Annotated in this window: 12 protein-coding genes; 7 read left to right on the top strand and 5 right to left on the bottom strand. The window is 68.1% G+C overall.

Annotation, left to right across the window (positions count from 1 at the left end; genetic code table 11):
- Positions 1 to 23: 23 nt before the first annotated feature.
- The 3 genes from ACIA73_RS16675 to ACIA73_RS16685 are packed head-to-tail and all read right to left on the bottom strand — an operon-like array spanning position 24 to position 3,351.
- Positions 24 to 2,015 (bottom strand): ABC transporter ATP-binding protein, encoded by a 1,992-nt coding sequence (locus ACIA73_RS16675; RefSeq protein WP_399439235.1) that lies wholly within the window; start codon positions 2,013 to 2,015, stop codon positions 24 to 26.
- Positions 2,012 to 2,479, bottom strand: a complete 468-nt coding sequence (locus tag ACIA73_RS16680; protein ID WP_399439236.1) for an NUDIX domain-containing protein — start codon at positions 2,477 to 2,479, stop codon at positions 2,012 to 2,014. The genes ACIA73_RS16675 and ACIA73_RS16680 overlap by 4 nt, the downstream gene beginning before the upstream one ends.
- The gene (locus tag ACIA73_RS16685; RefSeq protein ID WP_399439237.1) at positions 2,476 to 3,351 is read right to left on the bottom strand and encodes an aminoglycoside phosphotransferase family protein; all 876 of its coding nucleotides are present in this window, start codon (positions 3,349 to 3,351) and stop codon (positions 2,476 to 2,478) included. Before ACIA73_RS16685 ends, ACIA73_RS16680 begins: the two co-directional genes overlap by 4 nt.
- 431 nt (positions 3,352 to 3,782) lie before the next feature.
- Between ACIA73_RS16685 and ACIA73_RS16690 the strand changes: the two genes are divergently transcribed.
- The 5 genes from ACIA73_RS16690 (at position 3,783) to ACIA73_RS16710 (ending at position 10,494) form a co-directional block, all read left to right on the top strand.
- Positions 3,783 to 4,586, top strand: a complete 804-nt coding sequence (locus ACIA73_RS16690) for a TnsA-like heteromeric transposase endonuclease subunit (RefSeq protein WP_399439238.1) — start codon at positions 3,783 to 3,785, stop codon at positions 4,584 to 4,586.
- Positions 4,586 to 6,832, top strand: a complete 2,247-nt coding sequence (locus ACIA73_RS16695; protein ID WP_399439239.1) for a transposase — start codon at positions 4,586 to 4,588, stop codon at positions 6,830 to 6,832. The genes ACIA73_RS16690 and ACIA73_RS16695 overlap by 1 nt, the downstream gene beginning before the upstream one ends.
- The gene (locus ACIA73_RS16700) at positions 6,829 to 8,112 is read left to right on the top strand and encodes an AAA family ATPase (protein WP_399439240.1); all 1,284 of its coding nucleotides are present in this window, start codon (positions 6,829 to 6,831) and stop codon (positions 8,110 to 8,112) included. Before ACIA73_RS16695 ends, ACIA73_RS16700 begins: the two co-directional genes overlap by 4 nt.
- A 5-nt stretch (positions 8,113 to 8,117) precedes the next feature.
- Positions 8,118 to 9,992 carry a TniQ family protein gene (locus ACIA73_RS16705; protein ID WP_399439241.1) on the top strand — a complete coding sequence of 625 codons (1,875 nt, stop codon included), beginning with the start codon at positions 8,118 to 8,120 and terminating at the stop codon, positions 9,990 to 9,992.
- A 373-nt stretch (positions 9,993 to 10,365) separates the two neighbouring features.
- Complete coding sequence (locus tag ACIA73_RS16710) at positions 10,366 to 10,494, top strand: hypothetical protein (protein WP_399439242.1); 129 nt, start codon at positions 10,366 to 10,368, stop codon at positions 10,492 to 10,494.
- A gap of 77 nt (positions 10,495 to 10,571) precedes the next feature.
- On the opposite strand, the gene ACIA73_RS16715 is transcribed toward ACIA73_RS16710, so the two are convergent.
- Complete coding sequence (locus ACIA73_RS16715) at positions 10,572 to 10,928, bottom strand: hypothetical protein (RefSeq protein WP_399439243.1); 357 nt, start codon at positions 10,926 to 10,928, stop codon at positions 10,572 to 10,574.
- A 210-nt stretch (positions 10,929 to 11,138) separates the two neighbouring features.
- Here ACIA73_RS16715 and ACIA73_RS16720 point away from each other — a divergent pair, with 210 nt between their 5' ends.
- Together ACIA73_RS16720 and ACIA73_RS16725 are read left to right on the top strand one after the other, a co-directional pair.
- Positions 11,139 to 11,633: a hypothetical protein gene (locus tag ACIA73_RS16720; protein ID WP_399439244.1), complete on the top strand. Its 495-nt coding sequence runs from the start codon at positions 11,139 to 11,141 to the stop codon at positions 11,631 to 11,633.
- Between the two features lie 133 nt (positions 11,634 to 11,766).
- Entirely contained in the window at positions 11,767 to 12,156 is a 390-nt protein-coding gene (locus ACIA73_RS16725) for an ATP-binding protein (protein ID WP_399439245.1), read from the top strand.
- An 893-nt stretch (positions 12,157 to 13,049) separates the two neighbouring features.
- Here ACIA73_RS16725 and ACIA73_RS16730 read toward each other — a convergent pair.
- Positions 13,050 to 13,574: a DUF6082 family protein gene (locus ACIA73_RS16730; RefSeq protein ID WP_399439246.1), complete on the bottom strand. Its 525-nt coding sequence runs from the start codon at positions 13,572 to 13,574 to the stop codon at positions 13,050 to 13,052.
- Positions 13,575 to 13,649 lie beyond the last annotated feature (75 nt).

The following is a 13,649-nucleotide window of genomic DNA, read 5'->3' on the forward strand; positions in this document are numbered from 1 at the left end:
GGTGGGCCTTTCGGGCGGTGGTGTCATGCGGGGTCGGCGACAGTGGGCGAGGCGGGCCGGGGGATGGTGGCTGTGGAGGCGTACTGGGCGGCCTGGGCGTTGAACATGGCGGCGTATCTGCCGCCCGCTGCCATGAGTTCGTCGTGGGTGCCGGATTCGACCAGCTGTCCGCGGTGCAGGACGTGGATGTGGTCGGCGTGGCGGACCCCGGACATGCGGTGGGTGACCAGGACGACGGCCCGGTGGGGCGCGGCGAGTTGGCGGATGCGGTCGAAGGCTTCGATCTCAGATTCCGGGTCGAGGGCGGAGGTCGGTTCGTCTACGACGAGGACGCTGTCCGCCTGCGACGTGGTGCTGCGCCAGTGGGTTCGGGCCAGGCCGATTTTCTGCCACTCCCCGCCGGAGAGTTCGATGGCACCGCGGAACATGCGGGCCAGCAGACTGCGCAGGCCATCGGGGAGTTTGGCGATGACCGGGCCGGCTCCCGCGTAGTCGACGGACGGCTGCAAGTCCTCTGCCGTAGCGGGGTGGGCGGGGCGGCCGAGCCGGATGTTCATCGCGGCGGTCACCGGCCACCGCTGGAAGTCCTGGGTGAGCAGTGAGACGCGCTGGAAGACCTGGGCGCGGTCGAGGCCGGCGACCTCCGCCTCGCCCCACCGCAGGGTGCCGGCCTGCGGCAGAAGCAGCCCGGAAAGGACTTTCATCAGGGTGCTCTTGCCGGAGCCGTTCTCTCCGACCACCGCAGTGACCGATCCCATGGGCAGGGTGAACGAGACCCTGTCCAGCGCGGGCTCCCTACGGTCCGGGTAGCGGTAGGTGACCTGGTCGAGGACGACCCGTTCGACCTTCTCGGGCACCGGGTCACCGCCCTGGGGGATGGCGCGTTCGGCGGCCTGGGCGAGGAAGCGGCCGTGGTCGCGGACGTACAGGGACTCCTCGTGCAGGTGATTGATGTTCATCACCAGGGCGCCCAGACTCGCCGAGCCGGACCGCACGGCGATCACGGCGGTACCGGCGACGGCCAGGCTCATCCGGCCGCTCGTGATCAGCCAGAACATGGCCCCGTACGTCGCCGCCGTCGCCAGCCCGGACAGCGCGGAGGCGACCCACTCGGTGACCGCCTTGCTGGAGGCCAGCCGCTCCTGCTCGGCCTCAGCACTCTGGGCCATCCCCTCGTACCGGCTGAGCAGGAAGGGGCCGACGCCGTGGATACGTACCTCCTGGGCGGCGGTGCGCTCGGTGAGCAGATTGCCGATCAGGCGGCTTGCCCGGACGTGCTCGACCCAGCTCATGAACGACACGTACCGCTCCTGCGCCACCCGCATGGCACCCCAGCCGCGCGGTGCGGCGATGAGGATCAGCATGGGCAGCAGAACGGGGTCCAGGGCAGTGAGCACCCCCGCCGTCGCGATCAGGGAGATCATAGAGTTCAGGGCGGCGACGGTGACGCCGATCATGCGGCGAGCAGCCCCCGGGCCCTGCTGCGCGATCTCGATCAGCCGGCGGAAGTCGGGGTCGTCGATGGCCTCCAGCTCCACGGAGACGGCAGCAGCCAGATACTGGGTGGTGGCGATCCGCTCGACGAGCGGCTCCAGGCGCCCGGCCCGGGAGGTCGACCACCCGGCCAGCGCGGAGTTGACGACAGCGATGGCCGCGACGGCGAGCAGCGCGGGCAGCAGCGTGTGCACCCGCTCGACGGGGGTGCCGGTGCCGCCGAGCAGGGCGTGCATGACGGCGTTGACGGCGAGTAGACCGACGGCGGCGGCGATGCCCTGGCCGACCTCGCTGGTCATCACGGCGAGAAGCCCTCGGCGGTCGGCGTTCCACGCCATGCGCAGGGTGGCCCCGACCAGGGACGGCATGGAGCGGAGCGCGGAGAGCATGGTCAGGTCGAGCAAGGCGTGCTCGTGCTTGGACCAGCCGAAGTCGTAGCGCAGTGGCCCGCCGAACAGTTCCTGCTCAGCGTCGGAGATCTTGGGTTCGGCCATCCGTACGGGGCCGAAGAATCGCTTCACGAAGTGCCTCCCGTGCTGGGCCAGTTCAGTGCTTGGTAGGAGGGGCCTGCGGTGAGCAGCCGCAGGACCGCGGCGGTGTCGGCATCACAGTTCGGTGGGGGATTGTCGATCGAGACCCAGAAGAGTTCCTGTTGCTCATGCAGTTCGGCGCTGTACGGCTCACCGGCCCAGGTCTGGGCCACGAACACGACGGTGACCCGATCCATCCGTTCGGGCACGTGCTGGTGGAGGAGACCGACGAACTCCTGGTCGAGGGCGTTGATCTGGACGCCGGCTTGCTCCTGCGCCTCCCGCCGGGCCGCGCCGTCCAGCGCCTCGGAGGCAAGCAGTGGCCCGCCGATGAGCGCAAGCGGGCCTGGCATGCGGTCCGCTCCGAGACTGCGCTGTACGCACAGCACGGTCCCGTTCTCCCGGAGCAGGATCTGCACGACGTCTGCGGCCAGCCGCTGGTGCCCGGCGATCATCGTCGCGCCTCCCGTGTGAGGCGATCGACGGTTCGCCGGCCGCGCGCGGTCACCTGGGGGTCGCCGTGGCGAGGGCCGTAAGCGAGGGCACTGGCCGCATCCGCGGCCGAGAACGCTACGAGCGCCCGCTCCTCGGCGTCCGACAGAGCACGTCCGTAGCCGTTGAAGAAGGAGGAACGCAGCCCCGGGAATTCGGGCCAGACGGCTGTGGCGAGCTTCACGAAGTCCGCGACGAGCGGCCCTGGCATGCTCCTTTCGAAGTCGATCAGTGCGCAACGCCAGCCGTTCCAGAGCAGGTTGCGCTCCCACAGGTCTCCGTGGAGCAGGCCGACCGGCAGGTCTTCGAGGTCGAGGAGGACGGCGACGTGGCGGCGGAGGATGTCGGCCTCAAGGGCCGTGAGGTGGTCGCCGGCGGCTGTCAGATGTCTGTCCAGACCTGCCGCCGTGTTCTCGATGACATGCCCGACCTGGGCCAGGACATTAGAGTCCGGGGCCGCGTCGTGGAAGCGGCGCAGGAGCAGACCCGCCTGAGCGTGTGCGGCACGCCGCCTGCTGGGCGAGGCTTCGGCCTTGAGGGGTTCGCCGTCCACGGCGGTCAGAATCATCGCGCACAGATCAGCGGAACTGGCCTTCAGCACAGGGGCGTTGCCAAGGCCGAGGTGCGGCACGGCCGCACGGTAGGCGTACGTTTCGCGAGTGTAGGAGAGCGGCTGGGGTGCGATCTTCACGAAGTGGCGGCCCGTCGGGCTGGTCACTTCCCATACCCGCGAGTTTTCCCGCGCGTGCGAGGCGTCGCGGACTTCCTGGATCGGTCCCACGACGGACGCCACCCACTGGGCCAGCGGCTCCGGCAGCGCTGCTGAGTCCGTCATGCCCGGTACCTCGTATCCGGTCGTGACTCGTGGACGAGGAGCGCGGCGCGCCCGATCGCGCTGCGCACGGACGAGGCGGAGCCGGGCGCGGGATTTTCGAACACAGGATGAATGGCAGCACGATGGTGCACGCGACGCATGAGAGCTCCTCGGACGTGATGCGGACAGGTGCTCGGGTAACTGGGCTATTCCGTTCGCCGTCACGGGTGTAGGGGGGCGAAATCTAGAACTGAATGTCGAACCCGCTGGGGGCCCTAGGTGCGGCTTCTGAGACCTCGATCGGTAGTTGGCCATCTCGTTCGATAGTTGGCCAGCCCCTCGTTCAGCCGGTCGCGAGGCGGCGTTTTCTGATCAGGTACGGGCTTCTGTACGCGGGCCCCGGGCAGGGCTGCTGTGCTCCTTGTATGAGTGGTACGCGGAGGCGGTCAAGGGTGGCCTCGGACTCGTGCGGGCTGGAGCAGTTGGTTGCGCCGTACGCCGTCGATGAGGGTGTTGAGACGCGATTGTCTCTGGGCCAGGGCTGGCTGCGGCGGTGGACGACGGCCTGGCGCTTCGACGGTGAGGAAGTCATCTGGGCGCTGCGGGATCTGGAGTCGGTGCCGTTGTTCAGGTCGCAGTTGGTTCGTCGTTTCGGTTGGGGAACCCGGCAGCGGCACCGGCCCGGTCTGCAGTTCATGGTCTCTACCGGCCGGCACCACGGGTTCGAGTCGCTGGAGGAGCAACGCTTGCTTCTCGCACTGGACTTCCTGCGGGTGAGGGAGGTGCTGCCGCAGCCGTTCCGGCTGAGCTTCGAGCATTCGGAAGGGCGGGCGGAGCACATCCCCGATTTCCTGGTGGTCATGGCTGACGGTGGGAGATGGGTGCTGGATGTGAGGCCGAGGGCGCTGGTTGGTGACGCTGACGAGTTGAAGTTCGCCGCGACCGGCGAACTCACGACGGCCTGTGGCTGGCGATACGCCGTGGTGACGGGATGGCGGCCGCACGTATGGTCGGTGCTGGATGCCTTGTCGGCCCAGCGCCGACCTGTTGATGATCCGCTTGGACTTCAGGTCGAACTTCTTGCCGCTGCCAAGGAACCGGTGGCCTTCGGCGATCTGGTGCAGGCCACGCGCCTGCCGGTGGTGGCCCGCGCTCACGCCCTGCACCTGATCTGGCACGGGCGGCTCGCAATCGAGCTGGCCGAACCGCTGAGCGATGCGACGCTCGTCTCTGCGGGCGCCCGGAGGGACGCCTGATGGCTACCGGGATGCTGGCGTTGGCGCCGGGATCCGGTATCCGCCTCAACGGTGTCGAGTGGACGGTTGAGGACGTTCTGCCGCAGGCCAGCACGGTGGTGCTTCGGGATGCCGCAGGCGAGGTGGAACGGCGACCGATCCGATGGCTCATGCACCACCCGGACTGCCGGCCCGGAAAGGCGGCTCGGGAACAGCCGCCACGGCCACGCAAGCAGGTGTTGAAGCCCGACCTGAGCGAGGACCAGCTGAAACGAGCACGGCTGCGGGCCGAGCACGTGTTGGAGGCGGAGACCGGTTACCGTGCCGGTCACCCCGCACGCGCCCTGCCGGGCGAACCGCGACCTGAGTACGACTCGGCCACCACCACGGTCACCCAGCGGCGCCGGTCCAAGGCCGCCGAGTTGAAGGCTTTCGGACTGGCGGAGGCCGAGATGCTGGGGCTGGCGCACATGAGTGAGCGCACGCTGCGGCGGCTTGCGGCGGACAGCATCCAGGACATCGTGGACGGATGCGCGGACGGTCGATGGACACGCCGGGGCGGCGGGCACCCGAGCATCACGGAGGAGATCCGTGAGGCGATGTTCGCGGTCAGACACGATTGCCTTCAGCGTTCACGCATCAGCATGCGGGCCAAGCACCGGCTGCTGCAGCAGTACATCCGCGAGGTGTTCCCGGACTTCCCGACGGAGAAGGTCCCCGGCTACGACACCGTGGCCGCGGTCTGGGAGGAGTGGTTCGGCTCGGGTGGAGCCCGCCAGCGCTACCAGCGCACGGCGCACGCCATCGGGGACACGTCCCCGCGGGTGGTGGTGCACCGCCCGGGCCAGGTCGTCGCGCTGGACACCACACCGCTGCCGGTGAAGGTCCGCGAGTCGGTGTTCGGCGATCCGGTCTCGGTGATGCTGACGATCGCGATCGACTGCTACACGCACTCGATCGTCGCGTTCCGGCTGACGCTGATCTCGGACACCTCGGTGGACGTCGCGATGCTGCTGCGGGATGTGATGATGCCGCTGCCCCTGCGGGAGGGCTGGGGCGCCGAAATGGAGTGGCCTTACCCCGGCGTCCCGGCCACGGTGGTCGCCCAGTTCGCCGGCCACCGGGTTGCTGCCTTGCCGTTCTTCTCCCCGGAGACGGTCACCACCGATCACGGAGGCCCCTACAAGAACCACCACGTGGTGGAGGCGGAGAGGACGCTGGGCTGCAACATTCTGCCCGCCCGCGTGATGCGGGCGACTGACAAATTCGTGGTCGAGAGGGCATTTGCCGCGATCAACAGCATGCTTTTGGAGCACTTGCTGGGCTTCACCGGGGTTGATGTCGCCGACCGCGGCGCCGATCCGGAAGCGGACGCGGTGCTGTCGATGGCCCAGATGGAGAACGTGATCGCCTCATGGGTGGTGAAGGTCTGGCAAAACCACGTCCTGGGCGAGTACGCACCGGCTTGGGGTCCGGGTGAGGATCACAGTCCCAACTCGCTGTTCGCCGCAGCGATGCACCAGGGCGGGTTCGCTCTGCAGATCCCCAGGCCGGAGCTCTACTACGGCCTCCTCAAGGCCCATTACGTCAAGATTCATCCCCGGCGGGGGGTGAAGATCGGAGGGTTTTGGTATCACGATGAGGTCCTCGAGGAGCCCCGCTTTCACCAGCCATCGAGCCGGGGCGGCCGGCACAAGCACAAGTGGGTCATCCGTTCCGACCGCCGCGACAGGCGGACAGTGTTCTTCCAGGACGAGAACGCACCGGAGAAGTGGTACCCCCTGCGCTGGACCGGTCTGCCGCCAAAAGGTGAGGTGCCGGCCTTCTCTGACAAGACCGCAGAGGCCCTGCTGGCGGAGGTCCGCCGACGAAACTTGGCTCCTCGCTCGGACGCGGACCTCCTGCCTGTCCTGCTGGACTTGCTCGGCTCGGTGATCCCGGTCGAGAAGTGGCCGACGCAGATGACCAAGCGGGAGCGGACCGCCCGATCCCGTGAGGTCGAGCAGGCCCGGACCGCCGGCACCGACCGCCCGAAGACGGCCGCGGAGGAACCGGTCGAGAGCGTGGTCCTGCCCTGGCCCGAGCAGGCTCGCAGCGTCGAGCAGGCCGTCGACGACGACCGGCGCCGCCGCCGCGAGGAAGTGGCCCGCAGCCGGCCGCTTCCCGTCCCACCCCCGCGGCTGGGCGACTCCTTGCGGCGCAGGTCCCTGTTCCTGCTGCCGCCCGACGATGACGAGACCACAGCCCATCACAAGGAGCACGGGTGAACCAGGAACCGGACCGCCAAGATCTCGCCGAGGCCCTGATCCGGTCTTCACCGAGGCGGGACACCTACGCCGGCTGGCAGCACTGGCGCAAGACCCGGGGCCCGTTCACGCCGGCGCCGCAGCTCACTTTCACCGATTGGCGAGCCCTGAGCCCGGCGAAGCGGTCCCTGCACGACCTGCACCGCACGGCCACCCATGTAAACCTGCCGCTGCAGGAAACCCCGATGTCGCTGAAGGTGGCCCGCCTGGTCAACCGGCGCATCCGCAACAACGCGCTCAAGACCCGGCCCTCCACCAGGGCCGGGGTGATGGTCACCGGCTGGGGCTACCAGGGCAAGACGGAGACGGTCTGCGAAGTGGCCGCGGAGTTCGAGGATGCCTGGCTGGCCATGCACAACTACATCCATCCCGGAGTAGTGGCGGGGACCCGGGATCTGCATGCACCGGTCGCCTACATCCAGACTCCCGTCACGGCGAAGCCGAAGAGTACCTGCCAGTCGATCCTGGACTTCTTCGGCGCGGAGGCCAGGCGGCTGACCCTGCCGCAGCTGATCCGGCAAGTAGCCGACTCCCTCGACGACCACGGCACAAAAGCTCTGATTTTGGACGATATTACGAGGCTCCGCATGCACAGGGCCGACGACCAGGACACCCTGGATCTGATCCGCGCCTTCATGAGCATGAACGTCACCCTGGTCCTCATCGGCGTCGACATCCTCGGCTCTGGCCTCCTGCGGCAGGGCCGCTGGGACCCACAGCGGCGTCAGTGGATCCTGCCGCCGTCCCGGCACGCCCGCATCCACGGCCTGGAAGCCACCCAGACCGAGCGCCGCTTCGACCTGGTCGAACTCGACCGGTTCCGCTACTCCACCCCCGACCAGATCGCCGCCTTCCACGACCACCTCGCCGGCCTGCAGGCCAACCTGCGCCTGCTGAAGGCCCCACCCGACATGCTCACGGGCGGCAACATGCCCGAGTACCTGATGCGCCGCACCGACGGCGTCGTCGGCCTGCTCGAGCGACTCATCGAGGACGGCTGCCAGGAGGCCATGGACAGCGGGCAGGAGAACCTCGATGAAGCCCTCCTGGACGACATCGTCCTCAGTCTCGACGACCCGGACCGAGACCCCCAGGCCGGCGAGATCCCCGCCATCCCCGGTTCCTCCAGCCCGGCCCCGGATACGGCTGCGTCCGGCATGAAGGCGTCGCGCCCTTCCCGAGCCCGCGGCCGCAACACCACCTTCGATGACCACGGCCCCGAATCCCGCACCGGCGGCTGACCTCCATGTCTCGACTCCCCGCCCCGCTGCCCCGCGCGCTGGCCCCACTGCCCGGTGAGAGCCTGCCCGGCCTTCTCCTGCGCTTGTCGCACCGGCTGGACATGTCACCCATGCAGATACTGACCCGCACTGGAGCAGCCCGGGCCCCGGCCGGCTCCATCCCAGGCCAACTCCTGGTGACACTAGGCAGCAAGATCAACCTCTTTGCCCACAGCACCCAGTTGACGACGGAAGAAGCAGCAGCCCTGACCCTCGAGCCCTACGGCGAACGCTTCCCACCGGTCACCGAATCCCTGCACATCCAGACCCATCACCGCTTCACCTGGGCCCGCATCGATCCCTGGGTCCTGTCGACGTTCACGCGCTACTGCCCCCAGTGCCTCGCCGGAGACGGGTCCGCGATCCAGCAGCGACATGGCGGACCCTGGAAAACGGAATGGCGTCTGGCCGTCAGCTTCGTCTGCCGCGACCACCGCGCCTTCCTCCGGCATCTCTGCCCCAGCTGCCGACGTCCTGCCCACAAATTCGACGCCAGGGCAGGCTCCAGGCTCCTGCCGTTCATGCAGTTCAAGGGCCTACACCCCGGCCAGTGCCGCAATCTCGCGACCGACAAAGAAGTGCTCGACCTCTTCTGCGGCGCCCGCCTCGACGCTCCTCCGGCAAGCCCGCGGCTTCCAGCTGCCCCGTCGGCCCTCCTGCACCTGCAGGACCGCATCGGGGCCCTTCTCGACGGCGCCGGCAGCTCTCAGGCGGCTCGCACATACTTCACCGACCTGCGGATCTTGTCCGCGATCGTCCTCGCGACCTGGCCACTGGCCATGGAATTCAACCCCGCACCACTCTCGAAGGCCATCGAGAGTGATCTCTCCAGACACCACCACAAGCTCAGCGTCATGCCCGTTGAGCGACGCCATCACACCTGGGACCGGCCTCCGGAGTCGGCCATCGCCTCAGCGGCTCTTCTCCACACCGCGGACCAGATCCTCGCACTTGACCAGAACGAGCGCGATGAAGCCCTCAGATCCATGATCCGCTCCGGGCCCACCCCGGACTCCGGGCGATGGGGACGGACGAACCTCGCCCTGGTCCAAGCATCGGCTCCCTTCCAGAAAGCGGTCAGACAAGCGCAAGAGCACCGGTCACGGAACCTGGGGCGTGGCCCCGGTCGCCGACTCGATCCGAACCTCTACCGCCCAGAACATGTCCCTCAGTGGCTCCCAGACCACTGGCTGCAGCATCCCAATGGCGAGCGCCTCACTGCACACCTCCACCGCCCCATGCATCGTCGAGCAGCCGCCGTCCAGCTCATTCAGATGATGTCGGACATGAGCGTCCAGGAAGCAGAACTCTTTCTCGGGATCCAAGGCACATACCTTGAGCTTGGAGACGGCGACCACCGCCTGCCCGTCGCCCTGCTCCTTAACGACCGGGAGCTCGAAGTCCTGGCGAACCGGAGCAGGGAGGCCATCTGCCCAACCAACTACCGCCACCGCCGGAAAAGCCTGCCAACGTGGACGCTACCCCAGTCACACTGGGCCACAATCTGGCAGCAGATCGCACCGAGGCCCGGCACGACCCCACCACAGGACGGCCCCCGGAAGCACCAGGCCGCTTCGGAATTCGTCTGGGCACGCGTCACCGGCAGTGAGCGAGGGCTCGCTCCCAGAATCCCAGTCCTGCCGCCCCAGCTAAGGCACCGCAAATCCTGGGCATCGCTCGCAGACGCCCTCGCAACCCCAGGCCCACACACCCACTACTCCCAGCTGAGTTTGCTCATGACGGACTACGCCGATGAACTGGCCGCCGTCGTTGACCGGAACCCACATGGCCACATACGAGCTGACGTAATGGCCAACTACGAATCTTTACAGCCGGCATGAGCACCCGGAGCGGCCACCGCCACCTGGGTGAGGAACACGGCACCAAGAACAGCAGCCGAACGGGCCGAAGCGCGCAGGTATCCCATGGAAATTTCCACCTGACGGAACAACAGAAAATGCGGTCGCGAGCAACGTCACACCACGCGGCGGGTCCTTGCCCCCAGGACGGACCCTGACCGGTCCGGCCCACCAGACGCCAACAGCTGGGGCCCGACCAGGCCCGGCTGCCAACGCCAGACGCTCCTCGTACGGGAGGCGATGCGGGGATGCCGATGGGACTCATTTCGAACCAGAGGGAAGCCGGGGGTGCCCTGTGCGGCTTCGAACCGCGGGCAGGATCATCCCGCCGTCTGGTGAACATCCCGACGACCCTGTGGTCGACCGAGAGGCCGACGGCGTCCTCGGTATCACCCACCAGACCGGCCGTGGCCGCGCCACCATCGGCTGCCAGATCACCGAACTCACCCGCGCTGAGCGCCTGGCGTCCACCTCGGCCCTCTAGACAGGTCAGCCATCCGCTGACGCGGTACCGTCGCTTGTGCCGGTACCGCAGTCCAACGGCGAGCTTCAGAGACCTGTTCAGGGGGTGAGTAGGTCTGCCAGTTCCTGCGAGGTTTCGACGAAGGTGAACCCAGCGATTCCCTCCAGGTAAGAGGCAGTCGAGGAGGACTGTGAGGCATAGATCATCTTGTTGCGGGTCGGGGCGTCGACAGGGGACCACAGAAAGGCCACGATCTTCACGCCGGTGTCAACGAGCACGTAGCGGCACTGGTTGATGGGCAAGGCGGCGCTGACATCGGCGGGAGCAGCAGAAGGGCCGGTGGAGTCGAGCACGACGGTGGTGTCTTTGTCCTGGGACAGGGCCAGAACCAAAAGTGCGTACTCCCTGGCCAGCTTGAGACGCTGGTGGGCCGAGGTGATGTCGGAACTGAGCACGGGTCTCCCTGGGTTGTCGCCGGTGCACAGGAAAGGGACCGCCGGACAGCGCCCACCTGGTGCCAGAACCCCAGTTTGCCCCCTCAAGCCGGACCACAGGCCGGTTCGGGCAATGTTCTCCACTATGGGCGATCAGGATATCCGGATCTGCTACTGATCGTCTTGGATCGGCTGCCGACAGTTGCCTCGCTCGGGCCTTACCCAGCTGCAGTGGGCGATGAAGCAACGGGCGGCGCGACGAGCGGCGAGCCCGGGGAAGAGCAGCGCGTGCAGGCGGCCGTACTGCGGTACGGCCGGGAGAGGGCCTTCGCGGAGGCGGAGGACGTCATCTCGGCTCTGCTGGCCGACCCTGGGATGCAGCAGGCGGGGCGCGGGTCGAAGTCGGCGGAGACGGAGCTCGGCACGGAGCTGTGCGGCCATCTCCAGTCGTTCCAGGACCGCTACGACCAGGCCGTGCGTGACGGTGACGCGGTCGATTCCGTAACACCAGGTAGCTACAGAGCGTTGCCGACGGAAGGCAGGACCATGGCCCTCGTCACCGTGTTCATCCTCGTCGCGGTCGCCGCGCTGATCGCGCTGCTGGCCCTGGCTCTCAGCGCCCCCGCGCGCCGGAATCCCTTCCCCGGCCGCCGGACGACCCGCGTCACCCGCCGCCGGGCCGCGCCCCGGCCCGCCCAGCAGGCAACCGGGCACCACTCCCGCTGATCAGACGCCAGTACCGGGGGTGGGGGAGGACGGGTCACGGCAGTCACACCGTCACCGTGCGGTTCACAGCGTGGGGACCGGGCACAAGCACAGCAGGGCCGGACGGCGGAGATCCAGAGACCGGGGTGATCTGATGGACACGATGAGCTTGGACATCGAGGCATTGTCTCCCCCGATCACGATCGCCGGGGCACGCGAGCGGGCCCGAACCTTCCTCGACGGCCTCACACCACCCCTGGCGCCCGAAGCGTTCGACACGGTCGTCCTGGTCGTCTCGGAGCTCGTCACCAACGCCCTGCGCCACGGCGGCGGCACCTGCACCCTCGACCTGACGGCCCACCCGGACGGCATCACGGTCGCCGTCCACGACGCCAGTCCCCGCGCTCCCCGCATGCGCACGCCCGACCTGAACGGCGGCACCGGAGGATTCGGCTGGCCCATGGTCAACCGCCTCGCCCGCGCCACCGCCGTCACCCGCCGCACACCCGCCGGGAAAACCGTCAGTGCCCTCCTAGCCCGGTAGGACCCTGGTCTGCGAAACCGGAGGCCGTACGGGCGCCTTATCGTGGAGTTCCTGTCTGCAGTTTTGTGATCTGGCGGGAGTGCCCGCGTGCCCGAGCCCCCATCGCTCAGAGCGCGCTCGCTGCCCTGACCCGGCGCCTCGAAGAGGTCTCGGCACAGCACGACCGCGAGTTCGGGATCATCGAGCTGCTCACGGAGCTGGTCGGCCGAAGCCCTGAAGCCGGCTGATCCTCCGGCCCGGCCTCTTCCTGTGGCCCCGAATTCAGCGCTCAAGCGCTCTGGTTCGGGGCCGCAGCACGTCCAGGTCCACCGTCGGCCGGTGCATTGCCCGGGCCGGCTATGGGGCCGAGGTGTCCCGGCCCTGCTGGGCCAGGTGGGGCTACAGCGCGGCCGTGAGCTGGTCGGTGGTGCGGGTGCCGTCGAGGACAAGGTCTGCGTGCTCGCGGATGGGGGCGAGGTGGCGGGTGCAGGAGCGGTGGCTGGTGTCGTACCCGAGGAGGCCGGGGCCGGGTCCTGGCCCTCCTGGAGTTTCCGCGGAGGGTTTTGTGGACGATGCGGATGTCGGCGGGGGTGTCGACGTATGAGGTGGCCGCGGGCGTCGACCAGCACCCGCCTGGCCAATTACCAGCCGCCATAATGGCCAACTACGAATCGTCACAGCTGTCTGACCAGTGAAGACCGGAGGGTCCCTCGCCACCTAGCGATCGAGGTCACAGCTTCGGCCTCCGGGCTGTGATCCGGCGTTCGATCACTCCTGTGGGTGTGGGTCCTTCCTGTGGGGGATTGCGGAGTGGCGTGGAGAGGTGGGCTCCGCACTGGCAACGTCTTCTGGTTCCGACGGTTTGTGCAGGTGCGAGATCGGCAGGGGGCGATGAGGGACGTCTGGACCAGCGGTCAGGTGGTGCAGACCGTCTTCTGCTCCAGCTCGGGGTACAGGTCGGGTCCGCCGGCCTTTTCGTACGCCTCGTTCAGGAGCGCGATGTGCAGCCGGTCGGTGTCGTTTCGGGCCTGGGAGGCACGGCCGTGGCGGGTCAAGCCCCATGCCTTCAAGGCCAAGTCGTCCCTCATGAAATGCGTGGCATTGACCCTCAGTAGGCCGGGGGTGTAGATGTCGAGGTTCAGGCCGGTGCGCCACAGCTCCAGCCACGCCTGGCACATCAGCAGCGGCCCCGATTCGTCCTGCTTGACGTACTTGGGGTGGACGCGCTCCCAGACGGGGTCGAGGTCAGGGTGGGTCATGGCGGTCCGCAGAATGCTGATGTGGGCCTGGAACAGGCCCAGTTCAAGCTCTTCGCCGTGGTGGCGCCGCTTCTGGGCCAGGGTCTGACGGTGGTGACGGCTGCGCTGGCATGTGTGCACGGCGGCAGCCACACCGATCACCCCGGCCAGGACCAGGGCGGGGGACAGGGAGGTCCTCATGGTGCTCCTCGAAGTCGAGGGCGGCCGACGTCAGGGCCGCCCTGGGGGAGTGGATGTGCGGGGGAGTACCGCTCG

The organism is Streptomyces sp. NPDC051561 (assembly GCF_044454195.1).
GTDB lineage: Bacteria > Actinomycetota > Actinomycetes > Streptomycetales > Streptomycetaceae > Streptomyces.